This is a genomic window from Streptomyces sp. NBC_01497 (assembly GCF_036250695.1).
Taxonomy (GTDB): domain Bacteria; phylum Actinomycetota; class Actinomycetes; order Streptomycetales; family Streptomycetaceae; genus Streptomyces.
The window spans coordinates 158,799-183,343 of the sequence record NZ_CP109428.1 but is presented as its reverse complement, the minus strand read 5'-3'; the positions used below and the strand labels follow the sequence as shown (position 1 = coordinate 183,343).

General features: G+C 64.7%; 15 protein-coding genes and 6 pseudogenes. 12 read left to right on the top strand and 9 right to left on the bottom strand.

The genetic code is table 11. The features are described 5' to 3' along the window. The first annotated feature begins 31 nt into the window (after positions 1–31). The 5 genes and pseudogenes from OG310_RS36845 to OG310_RS36825 form a co-directional block, all read left to right on the top strand. Positions 32–952 (top strand): DUF2332 domain-containing protein, encoded by a 921-nt coding sequence (locus tag OG310_RS36845; RefSeq protein WP_329460624.1) that lies wholly within the window; start codon positions 32–34, stop codon positions 950–952. 899 nt (positions 953–1,851) lie between these two features. Next, positions 1,852–3,069 carry a cytochrome P450 gene (locus tag OG310_RS36840; protein WP_329460623.1) on the top strand — a complete coding sequence of 406 codons (1,218 nt, stop codon included), beginning with the start codon at positions 1,852–1,854 and terminating at the stop codon, positions 3,067–3,069. 88 nt (positions 3,070–3,157) lie between these two features. Further along, entirely contained in the window at positions 3,158–4,177 is a 1,020-nt protein-coding gene (locus OG310_RS36835) for an ABC transporter ATP-binding protein (RefSeq protein WP_329460622.1), read from the top strand. Continuing rightward, the gene (locus tag OG310_RS36830; RefSeq protein ID WP_329460621.1) at positions 4,167–4,934 is read left to right on the top strand and encodes an ABC transporter permease; all 768 of its coding nucleotides are present in this window, start codon (positions 4,167–4,169) and stop codon (positions 4,932–4,934) included. Before OG310_RS36835 ends, OG310_RS36830 begins: the two co-directional genes overlap by 11 nt. 269 nt (positions 4,935–5,203) lie before the next feature. Beyond that, positions 5,204–5,564 (top strand): annotated as a pseudogene (locus tag OG310_RS36825) (transposase); the annotation flags it as partial. 34 nt (positions 5,565–5,598) lie between these two features. On the opposite strand, the pseudogene OG310_RS36820 reads toward OG310_RS36825, so the two are convergent. Further along, positions 5,599–6,252, bottom strand: a pseudogene (locus OG310_RS36820) (transposase); the annotation flags it as partial. A 189-nt stretch (positions 6,253–6,441) separates the two neighbouring features. Between OG310_RS36820 and OG310_RS36815 the strand changes: the two are divergent. The 3 genes and pseudogenes from OG310_RS36815 to OG310_RS36805 all read left to right on the top strand — a co-directional run bounded on the left by OG310_RS36815 (position 6,442) and on the right by OG310_RS36805 (position 9,925). Beyond that, a pseudogene (locus tag OG310_RS36815) lies at positions 6,442–7,280 on the top strand (IS5 family transposase). Positions 7,281–7,955: 675 nt separating this feature from the next. After that, a complete protein-coding gene (locus OG310_RS36810; RefSeq protein WP_329460620.1) occupies positions 7,956–8,264 on the top strand; it encodes a DUF6510 family protein in 309 nt (102 codons plus the stop codon). A gap of 841 nt (positions 8,265–9,105) precedes the next feature. Continuing rightward, positions 9,106–9,925, top strand: a protein-coding gene (locus OG310_RS36805; RefSeq protein WP_329460806.1) for an IS5 family transposase whose coding sequence is annotated in 2 segments (ribosomal slippage) — positions 9,106–9,555 and positions 9,557–9,925 — 819 coding nt in all. Because the reading frame shifts where the segments join, the coding sequence is not laid out codon by codon here. Between the two features lie 1,143 nt (positions 9,926–11,068). On the opposite strand, the gene OG310_RS36800 is transcribed toward OG310_RS36805, so the two are convergent. The 4 genes and pseudogenes from OG310_RS36800 to OG310_RS36790 all read right to left on the bottom strand — a co-directional run. Beyond that, a complete protein-coding gene (locus OG310_RS36800) occupies positions 11,069–13,009 on the bottom strand; it encodes an FHA domain-containing protein (RefSeq protein WP_329460619.1) in 1,941 nt (646 codons plus the stop codon). Positions 13,010–13,181: 172 nt separating this feature from the next. Then, positions 13,182–15,017, bottom strand: coding sequence for a serine/threonine-protein kinase (locus OG310_RS36795; RefSeq protein ID WP_329460618.1), 1,836 nt, complete (start codon positions 15,015–15,017; stop codon positions 13,182–13,184). Positions 15,018–15,205: 188 nt separating this feature from the next. Beyond that, positions 15,206–15,772, bottom strand: coding sequence for a SitI3 family protein (locus OG310_RS38725; RefSeq protein WP_443078959.1), 567 nt, complete (start codon positions 15,770–15,772; stop codon positions 15,206–15,208). After that, positions 15,708–16,777 (bottom strand): annotated as a pseudogene (locus OG310_RS36790) (IS630 family transposase); the annotation flags it as partial. The gene OG310_RS38725 and the pseudogene OG310_RS36790, both read right to left, overlap by 65 nt. A gap of 13 nt (positions 16,778–16,790) precedes the next feature. Between OG310_RS36790 and OG310_RS38720 the strand changes: the two are divergent. Then, positions 16,791–16,966, top strand: a pseudogene (locus OG310_RS38720) (IS982 family transposase); the annotation flags it as partial. Positions 16,967–18,570: 1,604 nt separating this feature from the next. Next, the gene (locus OG310_RS36780) at positions 18,571–18,693 is read left to right on the top strand and encodes a hypothetical protein (RefSeq protein WP_329460617.1); all 123 of its coding nucleotides are present in this window, start codon (positions 18,571–18,573) and stop codon (positions 18,691–18,693) included. Positions 18,694–18,726: 33 nt separating this feature from the next. Here OG310_RS36780 and OG310_RS36775 read toward each other — a convergent pair. Beyond that, positions 18,727–19,544, bottom strand: a protein-coding gene (locus OG310_RS36775; RefSeq protein WP_329460043.1) for an IS5 family transposase whose coding sequence is annotated in 2 segments (ribosomal slippage) — positions 18,727–19,202 and positions 19,202–19,544 — 819 coding nt in all. Because the reading frame shifts where the segments join, the coding sequence is not laid out codon by codon here. Between the two features lie 114 nt (positions 19,545–19,658). Continuing rightward, the gene (gene tnpA, locus OG310_RS36770) at positions 19,659–20,087 is read right to left on the bottom strand and encodes an IS200/IS605 family transposase (RefSeq protein ID WP_329460616.1); all 429 of its coding nucleotides are present in this window, start codon (positions 20,085–20,087) and stop codon (positions 19,659–19,661) included. Positions 20,088–20,111: 24 nt separating this feature from the next. On the opposite strand from tnpA, the gene OG310_RS36765 reads away from it, so the two are divergent. After that, positions 20,112–21,338: an RNA-guided endonuclease InsQ/TnpB family protein gene (locus tag OG310_RS36765; protein ID WP_329460615.1), complete on the top strand. Its 1,227-nt coding sequence runs from the start codon at positions 20,112–20,114 to the stop codon at positions 21,336–21,338. Positions 21,339–21,546: 208 nt separating this feature from the next. On the opposite strand, the gene OG310_RS36760 is transcribed toward OG310_RS36765, so the two are convergent. Further along, positions 21,547–22,734 (bottom strand): acyl-CoA dehydrogenase family protein, encoded by a 1,188-nt coding sequence (locus OG310_RS36760; protein ID WP_329460614.1) that lies wholly within the window; start codon positions 22,732–22,734, stop codon positions 21,547–21,549. 93 nt (positions 22,735–22,827) lie between these two features. On the opposite strand from OG310_RS36760, the pseudogene OG310_RS36755 reads away from it, so the two are divergent. Next, positions 22,828–23,219: pseudogene (locus tag OG310_RS36755) on the top strand (transposase); the annotation flags it as partial. Positions 23,220–23,445: 226 nt separating this feature from the next. On the opposite strand, the gene OG310_RS36750 reads toward OG310_RS36755, so the two are convergent. Next, positions 23,446–24,294: an alpha/beta fold hydrolase gene (locus OG310_RS36750; RefSeq protein ID WP_329460613.1), complete on the bottom strand. Its 849-nt coding sequence runs from the start codon at positions 24,292–24,294 to the stop codon at positions 23,446–23,448. Positions 24,295–24,545: the final 251 nt, after the last annotated feature.

The window sequence follows — 24,545 nt, the reverse complement described above, 5'->3', positions numbered from 1 at the left end:
CCCTGAACAGAGTATCCGGGAACTGAGGTCCATGGCTGCATCGATGGTGCAGTCCGCGCCGATGTCGGCGGACATGCTCACCATGCTCACCGATGAATTGGAGGCCTTCGGACCCGTCGCTCAAATTCTTGCCAACCATGCAGACTCCGCCACGCCACTATACTATCTACGTGCGCTAGCAGGCGTTAGGCTCTTGACCATTACCGGTCGTGCACCTGAACTGGCTGTACATCTTAAAAGTCTGACGGCACGCCTCGGTGACCCTGTTTATTCAGAGCGCACTCGCCACCTTTTTCGGCGAACCCTGCTCGACCATCCTGATGCAATACGCGAAGCCATGGACCGTCCCGTTCAACAGCACCAACCTCGTCGCGCTGGCTACCTTCTACGCGGCCTAGGAATGCTAGCCGCACCCAAAGTGCGACTGTTGGAGATCGGTGCATGTGCCGGCCTGAACCTCATCTTCGACCACTACCGGTGGTTCGGAAGCGGCTGGCAATGGGGTGACACCTCATCCTCCGTACGTTTGACTGCTATGGGGCCACGACCTGGCGAGATCCAGATTGTCCACCGGGCGGGATGTGACATCTCCCCGCGCGACGCCTCCAATCTTCAGGACGCGATGATCTTGCGTTCCTTCATTGCAGAAGAGAGCTATGTGGAACAACTCGAACTGGACGACGCTATAGCGCTCGCCGTCCATTCTGGCGTGCAGATTGATAAGGCGAACGCTGTGGAGTGGCTCAAGGAACAACTCTCCCTCCCTGTCCCACCCGGAACTTACACAGTGGTGTGGCATAGCCTCTTCTGGTGGTACCTAAGTACTGGGGATCAGGCCGCAATCGAGGAGATCCTCGCTTCAGCTGCACGAAACATGCGGCTGGCCCGTATTTGTTACGAACCAAACGCCTGGGCAGCAGCGCCGCGGCTACAGGTCACGGTTTTTTCGTAATGCTGGACTTGGACCGTGTCCTACTTGGTCGGGTTGCGAAAGCGTTTGTAGCGGCAAAGGGCGGTTGCCAGCTCAAGAAAAGCCAGGCAGTTGCCAGAGTGGTGTCCGCAACCGTTGTGGAGTCGGCGGGAGCCGGTCAGCCACAGTACGGTGCGCTCGATGACCCGCCGTCGACGTCCCGTCCTCATCACTCACTGGACTCGATGCCCTTGCGAGCCATGGCGGACGCTGATGTGTCGACCCCATACCCGCCGCCGCAGATGGCGGACACCCTACGCCTTGTCGGCATGCGGACGTTTGGGCTTGGAACCGGTCGCGTGGTCGTCGTGTCAAATGGGGAAATGGGACAGCATCAGCTTAGCTACGGAGAAAGCAACGCGTGAGAGTAATCCGTCTGCATCGGACAGGACATGCTCACCTCATAGGCTCGAACCCGTAAGTCCGGGACCACGCAGGACAGGTTGACCAGTCCCCGTTCGTCCAGGAGCCGGAGGATCTACTGGTCCAGCCAGCCTCAGAGTCCTGCCTGAGACCTGATGACGAACAGACGATTGCATCGTCGACCACCACGCACCGAAACGCGGCTGCAACACACGGCAGGCGCAGCCATTGACTGACGCATAGATGACCGCCTCGAAGACCGCATCATCATCAATGTTCCTCACTCCACTGCCCTGAAGGCACATGCGCCTGTGGCAACAACGGTCGGGTAATCGCGCATAGTCCGTCTGCAACGGTCCACCGCCACCATCCACTCCCAATGCCCACGACGACGACCAACTCGCCATGTATGAAACGGTCTACGTGCCCGGTGCTGTGAACCCAGAGAGCTGGGAGGCGACTTAGGCACCGCGGCCCGGCTGGCCTGGCGATTGGTCAACGAGAAACGACATCAGCGAATGGTTGACAAAGAGTCCGTGCCGGTCGAAGAAGACATTGAAGTTCCGCCACACATTAGACGAAATGCCTTTGGTCTATCGAGCGAGCTCGCCACCCTCCGCGCGGAGCAGCCTGTGAAGCGGCTGATGCTACCCACGGGGGCGCTGGCTTGGATCGTCACCCGGTACGAGTACGTCCGCGAGGTGCTCTCGGACCCAGAGAGGTTCGGCAGCGATGGCACCCTACCCGACCCGTCGGGTCGAGTAGACGTTATGGCTACTGGAGCTCCAGCCCGCCACGGCGACCTCACAACCTATGACCCACCGGAACATGGGCGGCTGCGTCGCATGATCGCCCCAGCCTTCTCTACTAGGCGTGTCGAGTCACTGCGGCCTCAAGTTGAGGAGACCGTCGAGCGAATCCTCAAAACAATGGAACATGCCGGATCGCCAGCGGATTTCGTCAAGGCGTTCGCTCTACCTGTACCGGCAATGGTGACCTGCGAGTTGCTTGGCGTGTCTTACGAGGACAGGGCCGAGTTCAATGAGCACAATGTCGTCCGCTTTGATGGGACACGCGACCGAGCAACTCGCATGGCAGCAGCTCGTGCTTCGCTGGCCTACATGACCCGGCTCGTGCCCCGCCTACGCGTCGACCCTGACGAAGGCGTTCTCGGTATGCTTGTGCGTGAGCACGGCAGTGAGATCGATGATCGGGAGCTTGCTGGTGTCGGTGACCTGCTGTTGCTCGGCGGATTCGAGACAACCGTCAACATGCTGTCGCTCGGTACACTACTGCTTCTTCTAAATCCCGAACACGCAGCTGCAATGCGGGCCGATGAGGGAACCGGTGACATCATCGAGGAGATGCTGCGTTACCTGTCCGTGGTGCAGACTGGCGTTCCGCGTGTGGCCCGGACCGACACAGTCCTCGCCGGCCAAAGCATTAGGCGGGGGGAGCGGCTGTTGTGCTCTCTTCCTTCAGCAAACCACGACGAAGCGCTCAGCCCAAATGGTGACCGCTTCGACCCTGCGCGCGGGATCAGGACACATCTCGCCTTTGGCTATGGAATCCACTACTGCATAGGGGCACCACTCGCCCGAATGGAAATGCAGATCGCCTTCCCTGCACTCCTCAGGCGATTTCCGGGACTCCGTCTCGATGTACCTCTTGAGAAGGTTCCTTTTCGACGTTCATCGGCGATCTACGGGGTCGGCAGCCTACCCGTTTCCTGGTAGATAATACCCTGCGCTGCCAGGTCCTGCATCCGCGCATCGCATCCACAGCCGACAAGCCGGCAGCCTGGGAAGGAAAACCAAGAGCAGCATGATCACAGCGAGAGGGCTTACGCGACAGTTCCCGGGGGGGAGCCGAAAGGACCGCCCGATCAATGTCGTTGACGGCATCGATATCTCTGTTGCACCCGGTGAGCTCGTGGGCTTCCTTGGGCCGAATGGCGCGGGGAAGACCACAACCTTGCGTATGTTGACGACATTGCTGCGGCCCACTACGGGAGAGGCAACCGTGGGCGGCTGTGATTTGCTGAAGGACCCGCGCGGGGTACGTAGAAAAATCGGGTACGTGGCCCAAGGATTCGGCAGCTCGCCGCAAAGTACTGTTGCGGAGGAACTCGAGATGCAAGCCCGGCTATACGGCCTCACCAAGCGGGTCGCCAGGCAGCGCGTCGCCGAGCTAGCGCAAAGGTTCGAGCTGGTGGGCCTAGAGGGGCGCCTGGCCGCGAAGCTTTCAGGAGGGCAGCGCCGACGCCTAGACATTGCCATGGGCTTGATCCACAGGCCAGAACTTATCTTCCTCGATGAGCCGACCACCGGACTCGATCCACAAAGCCGCGCCAACCTGTGGGACCACATCCGTTACCTGCATCGCGAGGAAGGCACAACGGTTTTCCTCACCACCCACTACCTGGAGGAGGCTGACGCCCTATGTGATCGGATACTGGTGATGGATAACGGACGAATCGTAGGTGAAGGAAGTCCGGACTCGCTCAAAGCGAAGATCTCGGGAGACAACATAGTTGTAGAGGTAGCGCCCGACCACGTGCAAGCTGTCCTTGACCTCGTCAAGCAGATTGTCGGCACCCAAGATGTCATTTCCTCCCGAGTGCAGGTACAGTTCCGCGTCCAGCGTGCTCACTCCGTGATGCCAGAGCTGCTGCGTACACTGGATAGTGCCGCCATCCCAACACTCGCGCTCGCGGTAAGTCGGCCGACCTTGGATGATGTTTTCTTTAACCTCACCGGCCGTAGCCTCCGCTCCGCAGAAAAAGGTATCCTTCGATCGAAGGAAACTCAACCGGAAGAGGCTGACTCCTACGTTGTCGCTTGATATATGGTTGGTCTTCCGTCGAGAGATGGTCCACCAATACCGTCAGCCAGCCTGGCTCGTGATGGGTCTCGCTCAACCTGTCCTATACATGTTCTTCTTCGGCCCATTGGTCGGCAAGTTTGTAACATATACACCTGGTTTCCCGCCCGGCGGGATTTGGACGGTGTTCGCACCGGCCCTCATGGTTCAAATGGTCATTATCGGCAGCTCATTCGTGGGCGGAAGCCTGCTTGCAGAGTACCGTTCTGGCGTATTTGATCGGTTCAGTGTTAGCCCTATGAGGCCGACTGCTCTGCTAACAGGAAAGCTGCTTGCAGTTGCCCTCAACGTGCTGACTCAGGCTGGTGCGATCACGCTTCTATGTGTCGTGGTGTTCGGTGTCGAGCCTCCAGTCCTGGGCGTGATTTTGTGTATGTCTATCGTCGCTTTCCTATCCATCGCCATCGCATCAAGTTCCTATGCTTTGGCCTTGCGGTTGAAGAGCGAGGAGAGGTTCCCCGCAGTACTGAACGCACTCCTGCTACCCCTGTTTCTGCTCTCGGGAACACTCTTGCCAATCACCGCTAAGCTTGCACCGGTTTGGCTATGGGAACTTTCCAGACTAAACCCAGTCGCCTACGTCATGGATGCCAGCAGGGCAAGCTTCCGTGGCGATTTCTCAGTTCACGCGCTGTTTCCCGGAATGGCCGCTTTGGCAGTCATGACATCGGTGGCCTTCTTGTGGGCAGTTCGTACATTTTCTCGGCAGAATCTCTGACAGACCCTTTGGCGTAAGGCAAGGGCCCCTCAAGTGATCGTGCTGTTTCGTAATCAGACCCGGGGACCGCATTGACCGCCGGACCGAGCCTGACTGCACCGCGTCGGGCAGCGGTCAGAAATGAAGCTTGCCGATGTCCGGTTCGAACTACTTGGTTAGGATCCGGTTTAGGCCGTGATTCGGGGCGCAACCGGGCAATCAGATCTGCTTGTGGTGACCTACCGACCTCTGCCCTGAGTTACGGGACAACGCTTAAAGGACCGTGTCCTATGTGGGGTTGGCTGGTTGGTCTGCGCAGAGGGCGGGGTACGTGGGGTTGGGTTGTTCCGGAGGGTTTGTGGGAGATCGCGGAGCCGCTGCTCCCTCCGTTCATGGTGCGGCTGCAGGGCGGTGGGACGCAGGGCACGCCTGATGAGACGCTGTTCGCGGCGATCATCTACGTCCTGGTCAGCGGCTGTGCATGGCGGGCCTTGCCGCCCTGCTTCGGGATATCGAAGTCGACGGCCTACCGCAGGTTCTTGATCTGGTCGAGAGCCGGTGTCTGGGGTCGGCTCCATGAGGAGATCCTGCATCGCCTGGACAACGCCGGCCTGCTCGACCTGTCCCGGGCGGTGCTCGACTCCGCGCCTGGGCGGTCGGCCCTGGGTGTGCGGCAGCCGGGGTGGGGAGCGTCGTATCCGGCACCCGCGACGATGAGGATGTCCGGGTCGCCCTTGTGCCACTGCCCGGCTGTGATCAGTTGCCGAAGTAGATCGCGCAGCTGCCGGGCGGTGTCCTCCCGAGGCACCAGGCGCAGCGCATCCAGAGGCGCGGTCCACGAACTGCGGCCCGGCTTCAGTGCGCAGACGATCGAATAAGGTCAACCGGGAACGGAGATGTGCTGGTCCCTTCCCCGGCCGTAGGTGTGGCACGGAATCCGCTGCGGTGAGGTGTGAGCGTCGGGCCGCAGCCAGCAGGGGACCTCGATGGCCCGGACCAGCCGGCCGTCGGCAGCCCGTGGCAGCGGGACTTCGGCCAGGACCCGCCGCAGCCGGCCAGCATCGATGCTTCCACGGACGAGGGCGGCGTAGAGACCTACATGGCCCCGGCGGTGTTCACCCACCAGCGACAGCTCCGCCAGCGACCCTGCCGGGCCGTCGCCGCACAGAACGGCATCAGCAAGATCGAACAACGCGTCCGAGCGAGCGGCCAGGCACGAGTGGAACTCGTCCCGGACGCATGACAGTTGCGCCAATGTGTCCGCCCGGGCATGGTGATGCAGCAGACTCGTCCTCACGGCCTTCGTTCTGAACGTGCGTGTTCCTTGGCCGGAGCGCATATTCAGACGAAGGCCGCATCCACGTACGGTAGTTCCCGGACCGAATGATCAAGTTCGACGCACCATTCGACGCTGAACGTTAAAGATCAAGGGACTGTCCTGCAACTCGCAAGGGCACTCGACGTCGCCCGCTTCGCCCTAACTTAGGGGCCCTAACAGAAGCCTCAGACGATGTGACTGTCGACTTGGATGCTCGTTGGGCTGTCCGTGGGGAAGAGAGGGTCGCGTCCGTGGATCGTCTCGGATGAACTGTGGTCGTTGGTCGAGGCGTTGTTGCCTTCCCGGCGCCGAAGCTGGTGCCTGGCCGGCCGAGAGTTCCTGACCGTCAGGCGCTGTGCGGGATCCTGTTCGTGCTGCATACCGGGATCCAGTGGGAGTACCTACCGCGGGAGCTGGGCTTCGGCTCGGGCATGACGTGCTGGCGGCGGCTGGCAGCGTGGAACGAGGCCAACGTCTGGGACAGGCTCCACCTCGTGCTGCTGGCCAAGCCCCGGGCGGCGAAGCAGCTCGACTGGTCTCGGGCGGGGAAGCGATTCCTCCCATGCCCGGGCCGCCCGACGGGGCCCAAAAGCGGTCCCAGCCCGGTCGACCGCGCACGGCCCGGCAGCAAGCACCACCTCCTCATCGACGGCCAGGACACACCGCTCGCGGTGTCCCTGACCGGCGGAAACCGTGGGCGACGTCACCCACCTCACGCCCCTGCTCGCCAAGATCCCACCTATCCAGGGCCTCGCGGGACGTCCCCGTCGCCGCCATGACGTCCCGCTCGGCGACCGCGGCTACGACCACGACAAGTACCGCCGCCTCGTCTGGGCTCAGGGCATCAAACCGGTCATCGCCCGCCGCGGCATTCCACACGGCTCCGGCCTCGGTGCTCAGCGCTCGGTCGTCGAGCGCACGATCGCCTCGTTCCACGGCTTCCGACATCTGCGTATCCGCTGGGAACGACGTGACGACATCCACGAAGCCTTTTCCTCGGCCTCGCCGCCTGCCTCATCACCCACCGCCACGTCCAGCGGCTTTCTTAAAACCTCTTAAGTCCTCAGAGCGACTGGGTCGCCACCGGCAGGGCGTTGAACGCACTGCGGGCAGGTTAGCGGACCGGGACTCATTCTACCGCCGTTTCGCGAGAAGCCGAGCGTACATTCGCCCCGATGAGTGTAGCTTGCGTGCTCACTCTGACTGCAGGGCCCGTCAAATGAGATGGTTCCTCTGCCCGCTTCTTATGCGGAACTCGGTCGTTGCCTCGATAATGTCGCCGGGAGGGTAGGGATGAATTTCTTGGCGGGCTGTGGGAGGTCGCGGGCCTGTGGATCCGGCGGTCGCCAGGGTCGCCTCCATAGTTGGTCTGGGCTCCTTGACTCTTCGCTTAGACCAACGGTGCTTACATGTTCCAATTCGATACCGTAGACCCTTCGGCGGGTCGGGCAGAGCCGGATTCATCTGTGGGTCGTGATGTTGCTCCTACCCTTGGCTTGGCGTGCGACTATGCGGAGAGGCCCGCGCTTTGGTCTGGCTAGGTCACGTCAGGTCGGTCACTCTTCGGGTGGGATGGCTTTGAAGCCGCGTAACGATAGGGCTATGAGGCTCTGTGCGTCTGCGATATGTTCGCTGTGAAAAGACTCGCCCGCTAGCCTCTTGAGGTCAGACCTCTCTCGGCCGCGAGCGGGGTCTCAGATTTAGTTGCACGGTGAGAACCGACGATGAAGGAGGCTGGCATGGAGGCCGCAAGAGGACAGAGTGCATCTGACAACCACGTGGATGGGAACGCTCTAGCCGGAGCCTTCGCGGAGCTGTTCACGACCGATATTACTGTTGCGACTACAGAGTGTGCCCAGTGTGGTTGTATCGGACCAGTTGCGTGCCTGGTGGTCTATGCAGATGCGCCTGGTTACGTCGCACGGTGCCAAGAGTGTGGGGGGGTGGTCTTGAAGCTGGTCCGTACGCCAGAGACTGCGAGGATCGATCTTCGGGGCACCGTGACGCTGACTATGCGCCTACCGGACATGTAGGCCGCGTCTGTCTCCACGGAGTTGTGGACTGTGTCTGCAAAGTCTCGGAGGGTGCCTCGATGCCTTTCGTCAAGCGGGGCGTGTGGTTCCTGGGTGGTAGAAGGTGTCCCTGCAGGGCAAGGCGAATGGCACGCTGATGCGGTGGCGGGCGAGGTGGGGAAGAGCCTGGACGTGGGTCTTCCTGCAGGGCTCTGGGCTTGATCCGCTTTGGCGGACATTCGAGATCATGGGATTCTGCCCCCCCGGGGGGTGTCCATCAGGGAGAGCATGGGGAAGAAGAAGTCTCGCCCTTGCCGCTCGTTCACGCCGTAGATCGTTGACCTGTGCCGGCGCGGTGACCGCTCGGTCGGTTGGATCGCCAAGGACTTCGATCTGACGGAGACCGCGGTGTGTGTCTGGGTGAGGCAGGTCGAGGTCGACGCTGGCGAATGCCAGGGCTTGACTCGTGGCGAACGCGAGGAGTTGGCCGTGTTGCGGCGGGGGAACCGCAGGCTGCGCGAGGATGTCGACATTCTCAAGCGGCCGTGGCTTTCTTCGCGAAGGGGTCCTGGTGGGCGTGCACCTGCTCATCGAGGCGGAGAAACGCGAGGGTCACAGCGTCAAACGGGCGTGTGAGCTAAGCGTTGTCCCGTAACTCAGAGCAGAGGTCGGTAGGTCACCGCAAGCAGATCTGATTGTCCGATTACGCCGCGAATCGCGGCCTAAGAGGGATCCTAACCAAGTAGGTCGAACCGGACATCGTCAAGCGGCGCCCAGGGTTACGGGACAGCCCTTAGTGAGGGTCTTCCGAGCTGCCTACTAAGACTGTGTCCTATGTGGGTTGTGGCTCGTTGAGTTGAACATGGGGCGAGGTACGTGGGGTTGGGTTGTTCCGGAGGGTTTGTGGGAGATCGCGGAGCCGCTGCTCCCGCCGTTCATGGTGCGGCTGCAGGGCGGCGGGACGCAGGACGCGCCTGATGAGACGTTGTTCGCGGCGATCATCTATGTCCTGGTCAGCGGCTGTGCCTGGCGGTCCTTGCCACCGTGCTTTGGCATTTCGAAGTCCACCGCGCATCGCCGGTTCCTGATCTGGTCGAGAGCCGGGGTGTGGGGCCGGCTCCACGAGGCCGTGCTGGATCGGATCGACGAGTGCGGACTGCTCGACCTCACATGCACTGTCTTCGACTCCGCTCACGTCCGCGCTAAAAAGGGGGCGAACTCACAAGGTCCGAGCCCCGTGGACCGCGGCAAGCCGGGCTCCACAATGCACGTCCTGTCGGACGCGAACGGGCTGCCCCTCGTCGTCGGCGTCCCATGCAGGCAATACCCCCGACAGTCAGGGCCTGAAGGCGATGGTCGCCGGCCTTCAAACGAGACACGACCCCGGAAACGGCTGGCACTACAAACCCCGCGAACTCCACGCCGACAAAGCCTATGACCAGCGCGACCTGCAACGATGGCCCCGCGGCAAACACATCGATGTTCGCATAGTCCGCAATGGAATCGAGTCCAGCGAACGGTTAGGCCGACGACGATGGGTCATCGAACGGACGATGTCCTGGCTGACCGGCTACCGCTGGCTCAACCATCGATCCGAGCGGCATCCGGGCAGCTACCTGGCCCTCCTCGGACTGGCAGCCACCCGCTGCTGCCAGAAACGACTCAGCCACCGCACCACATAGGACACGGTCCGAGTCATGGTCCGCTGTGGTCCGGCCGCCAGATGCTGTCTATGCCCTTCTCGTTTCCTGCATGGTCTGCTGAGGCGTCGGGCCGGCACGCGGCGCGGCCTCGTCCCGTAGGCCGCTCGCCCGCCGCGCCCGCGTGGCCGTCTCCTTGCGGGCGCGGGTAGCTTCTTGCAGGGACGCCCGGTGCTGACGGCGGTCGTCGCCGTCGAAGCGCGCGGCGCGGCTCGTTGCTCGGAGGGCTGGGCGGTCAAGGGCTTGCGGGAGGTGTAGTCACGTCCCTACGCGATCAGGCCCCTATGTCTGCTCGCGCTGCACACGCGCCTGGTCGGGGACTGCAGCGGAGTCCCAGCGAAGGGCCACGATCTGCCCGATGCGCACGCTGATCCGTTCGCGTAGGGCGTCGGCGTCACGCAGCAGGCCGCCGTGGTGCTCAGCAGGGCGGACCGCTTGAGCGCGGCCCGGGCGCCGATCGCGGATTCGGTCGCGATCTCGCTGCGGTTGATCTCGTACAGGCCGCCGATCTCGCCGTAGACCCCTTTCGCCCGCCGGTTGTGGTCGTCAGCGGCGGCGAGTTTACCCGCGGCTGTGTCCAGGCGCGCGGCCGCGGCAGCTACCTTCAGACGGGCGGGCTGCTGATCGGAGTCGAGGACCGCACCGAGCGCGGCGGCCCCTCGCTCGGCAGCATCGGCTACCGCGCGCTTCGGTGGCCTTCTGCTAGGCGGCGGCCAGTGGCGTTAGGTCGCGCGCACGTGCCCGTACGGCCGGTCGACCCATGGTGAAGTGTCGGCGAGCACGCAACGGGTGGCGATCGGCGAGGCTGCGCTGGGGCCTGGCGGCCGACGCCTCCGAGGTCGCCGTCCTCGACAGTGTGGCCTCAGGTTGTGATGGCACCAGAGTGACCTTCACGCCGGCCCCGTAGAGCCTTGCTTCCAGGAAACCCGTCAGCCCTCCGGCTGGCGGGCGCCGAGAGGTTGCATCCGCTCGCGCCGCGCTGGGCTTGACGGCGGACAAAAACCCCATGCACCGCCAAGGATATGCGTCCGGCGGCCTGCATCGGCGGCAGTGGCGCTGCCCGTCGCCGGGCCGGCCGGGGCCACAGCCGGCCGGTCGGTCCGGCGGCGACCGGACGCGGGCGCGTCAGGCCGGAGTGAGGGCCGCGGGCGGCTGCGGGTCCGCGTCGGGTTCTATGGTCGATCGCGGGTCTGCGGGGCGGGGAACGAAGACGGGGACTTCCGACTGATAGAAGAGGTCGATATCCGCTTCCTCGCCGCCGACGATCAGCGTGTCCCACGCGCCGCTGTGCTGGAGCGTCCGGAGGGTCGAGGGTGCGAGCGCTGCGAGGTGGTCACGCAGCTCCTCGTCGGTGGGCATTCCGGGAAGCCGCGGCGCGAGACGCTCACGCACCGCGCGCATGCGATCGAGCAGTGTGTCCAGGTCTCCCTGCTCCGGCTCCCGGCCGGCCGCGGGGCCCTGGTCGATACTGCGGGCGATGAGGTCCCTGATGGCGTGAGTGGCGCCGCGCTCATCGGTGGTGACCATGGCGTTCCACGCCCGGCTCTTGTGCCGGTACTGCAACATCGACATCGCGGCTTCGTGCCGGATGAAGTCGGCGTCCCGCAAGGGCCTTCCCCGCCACGCGCGGGCCAGCGAGCGGGCGAGCGAAGTAGCGGAGGCGAGCCCGCTGTTGAGGCCGCGGCCGGGCCAGAAGTGGATGGCGTTCGCCGCGTCGCCCAGCAGGAAGCCGTAGGTGCCGGGACTTGTCGCGGTGGTGCGCCTGAGCTGCGCCGTGAAGCGGGGACGCTGCACCATGTCCAGCCGGAACGAGGTGATCGCGCTGAGATCCTCCTCGGCAACCCCGAACAGCCGTAGGCCTTCTTGGATCTGCTTCCACAGCGGCGAGCTGCGAAGGAGGGCCGGCAGGAAGAGGGTCCCATGGGTGGGGCAGACGAACTCGTTCTCCTCGTCACGGCTCATCACGCAGGGCCGGGAGGCGATGCACTCCTCGAAGACCTGGCGGACGGGGTCGATGCCGATGACGTTCTTGATCTCGTCGCGGGTGAGTCGCATGTTCAAAAAGCCCTCGCCGCGCAGCGAGTTGAGTAGGAACCTGTTCTGCGACACGGTGAGCAGGACGCTCATCGGGTCCGGGAGCGACGACTTCACCCGCAGTCCGAGCACCACGTCCTGGAGGTGCTCGCCGTCGAGCGAGTAGATGGAGGCGTCGGCCGCGCCGAAGCGGTCGGCGTGGTGCTCGCGGGTGTGGGACCGACCGCCGTCGCAGATGGCGAGGACGTGGTCCTGCGCGAGCTGGTCCTCGTTCTCGGAAGGGTCGAAGCGCCGGGGCACGAGGCGGATCGACTTCTTGCGATTGGCCAGTTCCAGCAACCGGTCCTCGATGTAGGCGATCCGGATGTTGCGGGGCGGCATGCCGTCTACGGAGTCCGGCCCGACGGGCCACATCTCGGAGTACTCACCCGCGTCGAACAGGGCCGAGCGCATCTCTTCGGTGAGAGCGAGGTACTGGCGGCTCTGGATGGTCACGACTTGCTGGCGTCGGGAGTTGCCCTGGGTCTCGTCCTTCCAGGTGATGGTGGGCCCGTTCTTGATCCACCGTCCGTCGTGGACGGCGATGGACACACGTCCCGCCAGCGCGTCGTCGAGCATCAGGGCGAAGGCCAGTCCGACCGGGCCGCCGCCGGCGACGGTGACGAGCAGTTCGCCGGGCTTCGGCGGGCCGCCCGCGCCGGGCCGGTCGAGATGGGAGAGGTCCATGACCGTCTCCAGCGCTTCTTGAGTCTCGAACAGGAAGGTTTCGTCGCCGATCTGGATGACGTCACCGGCCTGGAGTACGTGCCGCGTGACAGGCTGTCCGTTGACGTACGTCCCGTTCCTGCTGTTGTGGTCGTGGAGGACGAACGCACCGTCCTCAGGGGTTACCTCGGCGTGCAGGCGGGAGGCGCTGGCACTGACGATGACCACATCGTTGTCGCCCTTGCGTCCGAACCGCAGGGGTGCGGCGCCCAGTACAACGCTCTGTCCTGTGAAGGGACCTGTGCGTCCCACGATGACCGACGACACTCGTACTCCTTGCGAACATGCCCGGCTGCCGTACGCGACCACACCACGCGGTCAGCCGGAACCAGGGCGAACTGGCTTGTCATAAAAGCGGAATCCAACGCTGTCGGAGAATGTCAGCCCCGGGTTCCAGGGGCAGCGGCGAGGGTGTCGGTGTGTCCGCACCGCCTCAACGTCAGTGCTTGAGGGATGTTTCGTCCGCAGGGTCCGCGCACGAGAGCGAGAAGGGGACGGTATTGGACACCGCGTGGAGCGGCGACTTGATCTCCACGGCCATGGCGCTGCGCAGCTGGACACTCCCCGCGTACGTCGTCAGGCTCACGGTCTCCTGGTGGCTGTGGGGGCCGCCTTCCGGGAACGACAGCGTCCGCCAGTCCGGGTCGACCACGGCTCCGCTCGATGACACCCACCGGTAGGAGAACTGCATAGGCAGCTGAACCACGTTGAAGGTTGCGGTGAACGTGGGGGCCTGGCCCGCCGACGGTGGGCAGGCGCCCGTGAACGCCGTGTTTGCGCCCGTGACGTTCACCGTAACCGGTTGACGGGCGGAGGCGCTCGAACCGCTGTCCGCCGCAGTGTGGGAGGCGCTGCCCGGGGTCCTCCCCGTCCCCGCCGCCGGTGTCGCCGCCGTGACGCCGGCCCCCTCTCCTGATTGGCCTTCGCCGCTCGTGAGGGCGTACCCCACGCCAGCTAGGAGCAGGACGGCCGCCGCGGCCGTCGACGCCCGTACGTACGTCCTGCGCCTGTCACGTGACCTGGGCCCGGATGCGGCTGATCCGGCGGCGGCCGGCGAGGGCGTGGCCGAGGGGAGGGGGTGCGGCGTGGTGGCCGTCGGTGGGATGGGCGGCAGGGGATCGGCCAGGGGCGCTGACGGGGCCGCCTGGTGCTCTGGCGTGACCGAAATTCTGGAGGGGGGTACCACGTTGTGGCGCTGGAAAGTCGCCCTACGCACGGCCGTGGAGGTGTCGTCCGTTGCCACTGGTGCAGTGCCAGTGCCAGCGCCAGTGACGGCGATCGCGCCCGCGCTCGTGAGCGTGTCCGTATCCATGGACGGAACAGCGGACTGCCGTTCGCTGGGACCATCGGGTCGCGCGGCCGTGACCGTATCCGTGGCGGTGTTCTCCGTCGCCAAGGAAGGTATCGGTGGAGGGCTCTCGCCGAGCGGTGCGCGCGGCGTGGTGACGGTGTCGGGCAGGGCGCCATCGGCTATCAGCCGGAGGTCACGCGCCACCTGCCCGGCGGAGGCCCGCTCGGCCGGGTCCTTGCGCAGAAGACCTTCCAGAACGGCGGCCAAGGGGCCTGCTTTGTCGGGGAACGCCGGGTCGTCGTCGACGACGGCACGCAGCGTGCTCAGGGCCGTGTCCTTACGGAAGGGCGCACGCCCCTGAACGGCGGCGTAGAGCAGGACGCCGACTGACCACAGATCCGACTCGGGGCCCGGGGCGCGGCCCAGGGCCCGTTCCGGTGCGAGGTATTCGGGAGAACCGACGAGCTCGCCGGTCATGGTCAGCGACGTGTCACCTTCGACCATGGCGATGCCGAAGTCGCTGAGTACCACCCTGCCGTCCTCGGAGAGCAGGACATTCGCGGGTTTCACGTCACGGTGCAAGACACCGGCGGTGTGCGCCGCACGCAGTGCGTCTACGACATTGGCGCCGATGCGTGCCGCTTCTCGTGCTGGCAGTGCCCCCCGCGTCCGCAGCAGATCGGCGAGCGATCCACCCTGGACGAGTTCCATGACGATCCAGGGACGTCCGTCGTCGGTGACCACGTCGTGCACGGTGATGACGTTGGATGCGTTTATGCGGGCTGCGGCCCATGCCTCCCGCTGGAGACGCGTGTACATGAGCTCAACCTTGGCGCCGGACAGTCCTGTCGGCGCGCGGACTTCCTTGACCGCGACCTCGCGCTGCAGGGTCTCGTCGTGAGCGCGCCACACCGTGCCCATGCCACCCTCGCCGAGGGCGCCGAGCAGACGGTAGCGATCAGCGATCAGCCGCTCAGATCCCACTGCCGGGAATTCTGAGTCCTGATGGTGCATCGCAGCGGTTCTCCCTCGTTCCGGACATGCACGATGTCGCTCGCGGATCGCCCGTGCGGGCTCGGTTAGCCTAGCGCCCCCCGTGACCCGGCCTGCGCCGCCTCTGACTAGCCCGGCGCAGGCGACGGGCGCTCGTGGGGCGACCGGCGTTCCGGCATTTACACGGTCCGGTGGCGCACGGGTGCCGAGTGTTCGGCACAGGCCACGCCCGTTCTCACGCGGGGACGTGTCGGCTCGTCCGGGGCGCTGGCCTTTCTGTGGCCTGCCTGCTGCCCCGCGGGCGCCTCGATGTCGAGGTCCGTGAGGCGTTCGCGCTGCCCGGGGCAGAGCTTTGCCCGCCCGTCCCGCTGACGGTCCAGCCAGCGAAACGGGCGGGGCCCGTGGATAGGTCGTCGCAGGACGACTCGGCACGCCCAGGTCCATGTAGACGGTCGCTGCCGCGACGTTCTCCGGCCTGTTTGGTCTGTCGCCAACAGGGCTGAGATTGGATGGGTGACTAGTTTGAGCAGAAAGTGGGTTGTGAGCAAGGCCCGCCGGGCTGGCGATCGACAAGTCGACCGGTGCAGCAGCCAGATGTTCTGCGATTGGTATTCGAGCAGTGCGTCGCCCGGGGCCATGGCGAGGAGGACGTCCACCGCGCGGACCAAGTCGTCCTGCTGGCTAGTCACGTCGGTAAACTTGTCGAGGCGGAACGACGCCGACACGGTCGGTGGTGACCACGGGATGTCGCGGTTGTGGGTGCTCCTCGAACGCCTGGGGGACCGCTTCGTCGTGGCGCCCTGCTCCATCCAGTCCTCCGTCGGTCTTGATCCAGGTGTAGACCTGGGGTCGGTGTTCCAGATGGCGATCCACTGGGGTACGTCGGTCTCCAGGGCCTGGAGGGATTTGTGGACGCCTCGCCGCATCTGCTTATTGGTCAGTTCGGCGAACCACCGCTCGACGAGGTTGAGTCAGGAGGAGCTGGTCGGTGTGAAGTGCAGCTGGAAGCGGGGGTGCGCCAGCAGCCATGTCTTGATGGCCGTGGTCTTGCAGGTGGCGTAGTTGTTCAGGGCCAGGTGCACGTCCAGGCCTTCGGGGAGGCCCTTGTCGAGCTTGTTCAGGAACTTCTTGAACTCGTTGGCCCGATGCCGGCGGTGCAGGGAGCCAATGACCTTGCCCGTGGCGTCCTCGAGGGCGGCGAAGCGGGTGGTGGTGCCGTGGCGGACGTAGTCGGCGGTGTGGCGTTCGGGCACACCGGGCATCATGGGCAGGACCGGTTGGGAGCGGTCCAGGGCCTGGATCTGGGATTTCTCGTCCACACAGAAGACGAGGGGCCGCTCCGGCGGGTCCAGGTAGAGGCCGACGACGTCGTGGACCTTGTCGACGAAGTACGGGTCGGTCGACAGCTTGAACGTCTCTGAGCGGTGTGGCCGCAAACCGAAAGCCCTCCAAATCCGGAACGCCGTCGATTGTGACAGGCCCGTCTCCTTGGCCAGCGACCACGTCGACCAATGCGTGGCGTCCTTCGGGGTACGTTCCAGGGTTCTCGCGACAAGGTCCGCGACCTGCTCGTCGCTCACCGTGCGTGGGCCGCCCGAACGGGGAGTGCGGCCCAGGCCGGAGATCGTGTGCTCGACGAACCGGGCCCGCCAGCGGCCCACGGCATGAGGTGTCGATCTCAACTCGGCCGTAACATCCCTGTTGGAAGCCCCCGTTGCACAGACCAGGATGATCCTGCACCACAAGGCCCAATGAGTCCAAGGGATCGCCGTAGTGTCGGCGCTGCTCGGCTACACCTTCGAGCGGCACTGGCTGCGTCGCGTTGGCCCTGATTTCCGCAGCCCGTTCCCCTACGTGCCCAGCAGTCCGGCTACGGCAAACGACTGCGCGCCGTATCACCCCTACCCAACAGCATGATCCGGCTCCCGGCCCAGCACACTGGAGCGGTGGCAATCCAGCGTTAGGCGCCGAGCCCGGAGCCGTGCTCGATGCCCCGGTGAGCGATCAGTGGCTTCACGTCAAGGTCCCAGACCAGATGGTGGTACTTGTCATGCTCATAGTTGCAATCGGAGAGCGTCACGTTCGGGCGGCGTCGGGGCCGCCCGCGCTTGCCTCACACCGGAGGCACGGCCTGAAGGGCAGGGTCACCTGAGTGACGTCGTTGCCGTCGCCGCCGGTCAAGGTAACGGCGAGCGGGATGCCCGTGGCGTCGGTGATCAGATGGTGCTTACTGCCTGTCCTGCCCCGGTCGACAGGGTTTCGTCTCGTCTCGAAGCGTCTGGGCAGCCGCGATCGGTCCGACACCGAGCAAATCGGGGAGTGTGGGAGCCTGCTGTCGCACCAGGGCGAGGAGCTCGTTCTCGAATTCCTTGGCGCCGGTCTGCAGGGCCTGGATGCGCTGGGAGTTGACCGCACGGCCCGCGCCGTCATCCGGTGCTCGAGGTCCTGGGCCGGACGGTCGCAGAGCTGAGCACAGTAGGCGATTTGATCGGGACACTTGATCCTGCGCAGCTCGGTGCAGAGCTCGTCCGGTCCGGAGACGGTCGGGGCCTTGAGGTAGTTGATCGCGGCGGTGGAGGCGATGGCCGCGCCGTGCCGAGTGGCAAGAAGCACCTGTAGTGCCTCGCGTTCGCCCCGGAGGCCGGGCTGGATCGGATGCTCGGTGGACAGAGCTTCTTTGGCTGCGCTGATGGCGTCGAGCACGTCGGTCTTGCGGCCTCCGCGGTTGGGGGCTCGTTTCGGGCGACGGACCTCGACGACCTGCTCACCTGCGTGGTCCGGGAAGGCCAGCGCCGTAGCTGCCGATGCCCTCCGGGGCCCGGCAGCGACGACCCGGATGTGCTGACGAGCGAATTCCAGCAGGCGCCGGTAGCCGCGGCGAGGTGGCGCGGTGAGTGTCGACGCCGATGACGTCCGGCAGCTTGTTCCGCGAGCATGATCACGCCGCTGATCCCCCCAGGGGACGGCCGTTAACGGGCTTGGCCTGGATGGAGTTACCCCGCGTGGCGGCTGTGATGAGTCACGCCGCAAGGCGGACAAGCTGCTGATCAAGCCAACGGGTGGGCCAGGCCGATGCCCGCATCCGACAGACATCTCCGGGGAACCGGCAGCCCCTGAAGGGGCGCCAGTTATCTTGCGGGTCATACCGGATCACGAGCTTCGAGCTTGGCAACAACCCATCCCGGGCCACAGAAGAAGTCTCACAGCTACCTTCTTTGCAGCCCCGCAATGAGGTTCCCGATCTCCGGGAATCCCTCGTTGAGCAGGGTCGAAAAAGTGGTGTCCCACAGATCGTTGTGTGCTGCCGCCCCCGCTCCGCCCTCCGACCGGTCCAGCCGACCTTCCCTGCCCCCTCTCCAAAGAGTCCTCTTCCTCGTGCCCGCACGTCCCGTCCGGCCTGTCGTCGTGGCCGGCACCCTCACTTGGATGCCGGCCACGAGCGCCCAGCCCTCCGGTCCGGCTCCCTCTTCGATGGCCGCGCCCGCCGAGGCACCGTCCTCGGACGCGGGCAGTTTGGGGGTCATCACGAAAGGCACCGCCGGCGGTGTACTTGCCAGCGCCGCGTTCCTGCTGCTCGACTCCACCGGCCAAGAAGCCGGACGCGGGAACACTGACGACCAAGGGGGAGCTGATCCGCCCCGACGTCGCGCCGGGCGTCTACCTCTGATCTTCGCCAGTGCTCCGTCCTTTAGACAGTGTCCTATGTGGTGAGCCGAATGAGTCGTTTGTAGCAGCAGAGGGCGGCGGCGAGGCCGAGGAAGGCCAAGTAGTTGCGGGGATGACGTTCGTAGCGGTGGTTGAGTCTGCGGTAGCCGGTCAGCCAGGACATGGTCCGCTCGATGACCCATCGTCGTCGGCCTAATCGTTCGCTGGACTCGATTCCTTTGCGGGCGATGCGGACGCCGATGCGTTTGCCGCGGAGCCATCGTCGCAGGTCGCGCTGGTCGTACGCCTTGTCGGCGTGGAGCTTGCGGGGTTTGTAGTGCCAGCCGTTTTCGGGGTCGTGTCTCGTTTGGAGACCGGCGACCATCGCCTTCAGGCCCTGGCTGTCAGGGGTGTTGCCTGCGGAGACGCCGACGACGAGGGGCAGCCCGTTCGCGTCCGACAAGACGTGCATCTTGGAGCCCGGCTTGCCTCGGTCCACGGGGCTCGGACCTGTGAGTTCGCCCCCTTTTTAGCCCGTACGTGGGCGGAGTCGAGGACAGTGCGTGTGAGGTCGAGCAGTCCGCACTCGTCGATCCGATCCAGCACGGCCTCGTGGAGCCGGCCCCACACCCCGGCTCTCGACCAGATCAGGAACCGGCGATGCGCGGTGGACTTCGAAATGCCGAAACAGGGTGGCAGGGCCCGCCAGGCACAGCCACTGACCAGGACGTAGATGATCGCCGCGAACAGCGTCTCATCAGGCGTGTCCTGCGTCCCGCCGCCCTGCGGCCGCACCCTCGACGGCGGGATCAATGGCTCCGCGATCTCCCACAAACCATCCGGAACAATCCAACTCCACGTACCTCGCCCCATGTTCAGCTCAACGAGACGCTCCCACATAGGACACTGTCTTAGGGCAGGGGGTGAAGGCCATTCTTGGGGCGGAGGCGCGAAGCGCCGGAGTTCGCTGCGCCTCCGCTGTGACGGTCAGACGGGCCGCTTCTGGTTCTCGATGTACTGCTTGACCACAGTCAGCGGTGCGCCGCCGCAGGACCCGGCGAAGTAGGAGCCGGACCAGAAGTGTCCGCCCCACAGGTACTGGCGCACGTGTGCGTCGTACTCCTTGCGCAGCATCCGGGCCGACACTCCTTTGAGGGAGTTGACCAGCTTCGAGAGCTGGACCTTGGGCGGGTAGTGCACCAGGAGGTGCACGTGGTCGTCCTCGCCGTTGAACTGCTTCAGCTCGGCCTCGAAGTCCGCGCAGACCTCCCGCATGATCTCCTCGCACCGCGTCAGCATGGCGTCGGTCATGGCCTCGCGCCGGTACCTGGTGACGAAAACCAAGTGGACGTGCAGGTTGTAGACAACGTGACGTCCGGTGCGTACATCGGGATTATGGTTCCATCGTGGTGACATGAACCAAAGGGTTGTGTGATCGACATGCAGCTTCGGTACAGCTTCCGCGTGTACCCGAGTGCCGGTCAGCGCATCGCGTTGGCACGGGCGTTCGGGTGTGCTCGGGTTGCCTTCAACGACGCCCTCCAGGCCCGTGAGACCGCCCGTGCCGCCGGGCTGCCGTTCATCGGGCCAGGTGAGCTGTCCAAGCAGCTCACCGCCTCGAAGAAGACCCCCGAGCGGGCCTGGCTCGCCGAGGTGTCCTCGGTCGTGTTGCAGCAGTCTCTGACGGACCTGGACACCGCCTACAAGAACTACTTCGACGGCCTCAAGGGCAAGCGGCCGAAGATGGGGCCGCCCCGGTTCAAGTCCCGCAAGGACACCCGGCAGTCGGTCCGGTTCACCGCCAACGCCGGATGGAAGATCACGACCGGCGGGAAGCTCCGGCTGCCGAAGGTCGGTGACGTTCCGCTCAGGTGGTCGCGCTCCCTGCCGTCCACCCCGTCCACGGTGACCGTGCTCAAGGACAGCGCGGGACGGTACTTCGCTTCGTTCGTGGTCGCAACCGAGCCCGGGACGCTGCCCGCCACGGACAGCGTGGTCGGCGTCGACCTGGGACTGACGCACTTCGCGATCCTCTCGGACGGCACGAAGATCGACAGCCCCCGCTTCCTACGCCGGGCCGAGAAGAAGCTGAAGAAGGCGCAGCAGGATCTCAGCCGCAAGGCCAAGGGGTCGAAGAACCGGGCGAAGGCCCGGGTCAAGGTTGCGTGTGCCCACGCACGGACGGCCGATGCGCGGCGTGAGTTCCACCACCAGCTCTCCACCAAGCTGATCCGCGAAAACCAAGCGGTTGCAGTGGAAGACCTGGCGGTCAAAGGGTTCGCCCGCACCCGCGTCGCCACATCCGTGCACGACGCCGGATGGTCGGCGTTCACCACGATGCTGGAGTACAAGGCGGTGAAGTACGGCCGCACTTTCATCCGCATCGCACGCTTCGAGCCGACGTCTCAGGTGTGCTCGCAGTGCGGCGTCAAGGACGGCCCCAAGCCCCTGCACGTCCGTACGTGGACATGCAGGGCCTGCGGCGCCCACCTGGACCGGGACATCAACGCGGCGGTCAACGTCGCCAAGGCGGCCGGACTGGCCGTATCAGCCTGCGGAGCGCGGGTAAGACCGGGACTCGTCCCGGCACAGCGCGAAGAAACAGGAACCCACCCGAAGCCCCAGCCGGCGACCACCAGCAGGCAGACGGGAATCTCCGTCCTTTAGGGCGGAGAGGATGTCACTGGCTCAGAGAAACGGCCTCCGACGGGCCGCTTCATGAGGTCGTTGATGGCAGGACATCATCCTCATGTCAGGCGCCACAACACGGCTGACCATCACCAACCCCGTGACCCAGGTGCGGTTCGTGGGTCGTCGAGCGCACCCGCGCCCGGATCCGCTGATACCCCGCAGGCTTTCATGACGGCCTCGCCTCCTACAGATAGAACGGGTCGACATCCACTCCGAGCAGGGCCTGTCCAGCACCTCGCCAACGATTTCGAGAGAACGCGATGTGCTGGCTGGCGACGTTCACATCCCGCCAGCATTGGCCAATCGCGTCGTTCACAAGTGCGGAGGACACTCCCGCGATCTCGAAAGCGAGATTGACAGCCTGAACGGCGCTACGCATCGCGAACTGGGCAGCCAGCGTGTATTCGGTACGCAACGGCAAAGACACCGTGTCGGACGAACGAACGCTCGCCCATGTCCGATCCGTCGCATCAAGAACAAAATGACGGCCGGCTCGCAAGGACGCTTCCGCTTCAGCAAGTCTGACCTGCACGTCTTGATCCTGCACAAGCGGTGCCATCTCACGTGTTTTGTGCTGAATGAGAATAGTCAGCTCGTCCAGCGCGCGACGAGCCAGACCCAGGGGAATTCCCACCAACAGCGAGCGGACACCCGTGAAGAAAGGCATCCGATAAAGTGCGCCTTCAGCCCTCGGCGGTTCGAAAAACGGCATCAGCGTCCGTTCCGCAGGAACGAAAACGTCCTCGACAATCACGTCGTGACTACCCGAGCCACGCAGGCCAGCCGCATCCGCCCAGGTCTGCTGAACAGCGACATCGGCCGACGGTAGCACTGCCCACCGCATCAACGGTCTGCCGTCCACCATGCGGGGAGAACCATCAGGACCAGCCACCATAAAAGCCAGGAGAATCATCGCCGCGTGCGATGAACCACTCACATAGGACCAACGGCCTGAGATGCGAAAACCCCCACCATCCTCGACACCGCGCCCTGACGGAGCGAACGACGAGGCGACCGGTTGACCGGGGCGACCGTCCAGCAAGCTGCTTGCAACATCCTGGTCAAGCCAGGCGAAAAACATCGAACTGTTGCCAGTCATGGTGGCCCATGCTGCGGACCCGTCCGCATAAGCGAGCTTCTCCGCAGTGACCACCAGCGTCATCGGGTCCGCCTCGAACCCACCGAGCCCCTTCGGCAATCCCAGACGGAACATGCCTGCCGACTCAAGCGCCAGGACGACATCGTCAGGCAGCGTTCCAGAAGAAGACGCTTCCGACGCGCGCGCACGCAACTGCTCAGTCAGCTTCCCAGCGCCATCAAGCAAATCCGCGTCACCGGTCACACCCGAAGCCATCACACTATTTCCCATCATGAGTCCTTCATTCCGCTCTCGTTTCCCTTCCTCACGTCACTGAAGTGGAATAAGTTCAATAAGACCGTGTCCTAGTGGGATTGGCTCGTTGGTCTGCGCAGGGGGCGGGGTACGTGGGGTTGGGTTGTTCCGGAGGACCTGTGGGAGATCGCGGAGCCGCTGCTCCCGCCGTCGAGGGTACGACCGCAGGGCGGCGGGAGGCAGGACACGCCTGATGAGACGCTGTTCGCGGCGATCATCTACGTCCTGGTCAGCGGCTGTTCCTGGCGGGCATTGCCGCTCTGCTTCGGGATATCGAAGTCGACGGCCTACCGCAGGTTCTTGATCTGGTCGGGGGCCGATGTCTGGGGCCGGCTCCACGAGGAGATCCTGCATCGCCTGGACAACGCCGGCCTGCTCGACCTGTCCCGGGCGGTGCTCGACTCCGCGCACGTGAGGGCTAAAAAAGGGGCGAACTCACAGGTCCGAGCCCCGTGGACCGTGGTATGTACCGCAGTTACCAGTCCGAGTGATCAAGTACGACGAGCCGTTCGGACCCCGAGGTTAAAGTTCAAGCTAAGCGTTGTCCCGTAACCCGGGGCGGAGGTCGGTAGGTCACCACAAGCAGATCTGATTGTCCGGTTGCGCCCCGAGTCGCGGCCTAAACTGGATCCTAACCAAGTAGGCCGAACCGGGCATCGGCAAGCGCTGCCCAGGGTTACGGGACAGCCCTTAGAAGCCGCTCTCGAGGAACTCCAGCAGACAGTGGACAAGCGCCTCGGGGTCCTCTTCCGCGATCCAGTGGGCGGTCCCTGGAATGATCCGCGTGACAACGTTCTCGGCCACCTCGCGAATCATCTCGCCCATGAGTGCGCCCGTCGTACTGATGGCGCCACCAATGGCGAGCACCGGCATGCTCAGGCGGCCGTTTTTCTTCTGCGCCGTCCGGTTGTGCGCCGCGTCCTGGTCGAACGTGCGGTAGAGCTCGAACCCGGCACGCATAGCACCCGGTGCCGAGTACGCCGCAACGTAGATGTCAAAGTCCTCAGCGCTGATCGCCGACGGATCGGAGTTCCGAACGTTGAAGAATGTGTGCAGGTACTGCCGCTCACGTCCTGCGACCAGCATCTCCGCAACATCCCGCGCGCCATGGAACGCGAAATGCCACACCCGAGGGTCGCTGCGCAGTCGGTCGAAGACTTCGGTGCCCGGCAGCGGGGCGTCCATCAGCACCAGGTGCGAGACCTCCTCCCGGTAGGCCTGCGCGAAGGCGTAGGCCACCATCAACCCGATGTCGTGGCCCGCTACGACAACCCGGCCCTTGATTCCGAGATGCTCACGCAGCAAGGTGTGAGTGTCCCGCGCAAGTGTGCGCTTGTCGTACCCTCCAACGGGTTTCCACGAGTGCCCGGCCCCTCGGTAGTCGGGGGCAACCACCCGGAAGCCGGCCTCGACGAGCGGCGTGATGACGCGGCGCCACTCCCACCAGGTCTGCGGAAAACCGTGCAGTAGAAGGATGGTGCGATCACCCTGCCCCGCCGTGACGTAGTGAAGGCGGAGGCCGGGCTCGATGTCGGCCATCCCATGGATAAGTTCTCTGGTGTCACGGTGCTGAGTCACAGCCTGACCATAGCCACCCACAGCTCCCCTGCGCCCGTGTCGGTCGACTGTTGCCGTCAAGCGAAGACGGTCCCGGCGCGGGTCGTGCCCGCCACCCGCTGACGCGCATCCTGACTCGCGTGTGCCTGTCGCCCCTCACGGTCGGTGACATCCACGCCGCAGCCGTGATCGTCGGCCGCTTGGGCGCGCGAGCCGAGCGGCCGCAGGCGGGC

Bases quoted from the DNA above. Each gene is read 5' to 3' on its own strand.
- tnpA (WP_329460616.1), bottom strand. From the start codon at position 20,087: ATGTCACCACGATGGAACCATAATCCCGATGTACGCACCGGACGTCAC.
- OG310_RS36835 (WP_329460622.1), top strand. From the start codon at position 3,158: ATGATCACAGCGAGAGGGCTTACGCGACAGTTCCCGGGGGGGAGCCGA.
- OG310_RS36750 (WP_329460613.1), bottom strand. From the start codon at position 24,294: ATGGCCGACATCGAGCCCGGCCTCCGCCTTCACTACGTCACGGCGGGG.
- OG310_RS36760 (WP_329460614.1), bottom strand. From the start codon at position 22,734: ATGATGGGAAATAGTGTGATGGCTTCGGGTGTGACCGGTGACGCGGAT.
- OG310_RS36765 (WP_329460615.1), top strand. From the start codon at position 20,112: ATGCAGCTTCGGTACAGCTTCCGCGTGTACCCGAGTGCCGGTCAGCGC.
- OG310_RS36845 (WP_329460624.1), top strand. From the start codon at position 32: ATGGCTGCATCGATGGTGCAGTCCGCGCCGATGTCGGCGGACATGCTC.
- OG310_RS36840 (WP_329460623.1), top strand. From the start codon at position 1,852: ATGGTTGACAAAGAGTCCGTGCCGGTCGAAGAAGACATTGAAGTTCCG.
- OG310_RS36810 (WP_329460620.1), top strand. From the start codon at position 7,956: ATGAAGGAGGCTGGCATGGAGGCCGCAAGAGGACAGAGTGCATCTGAC.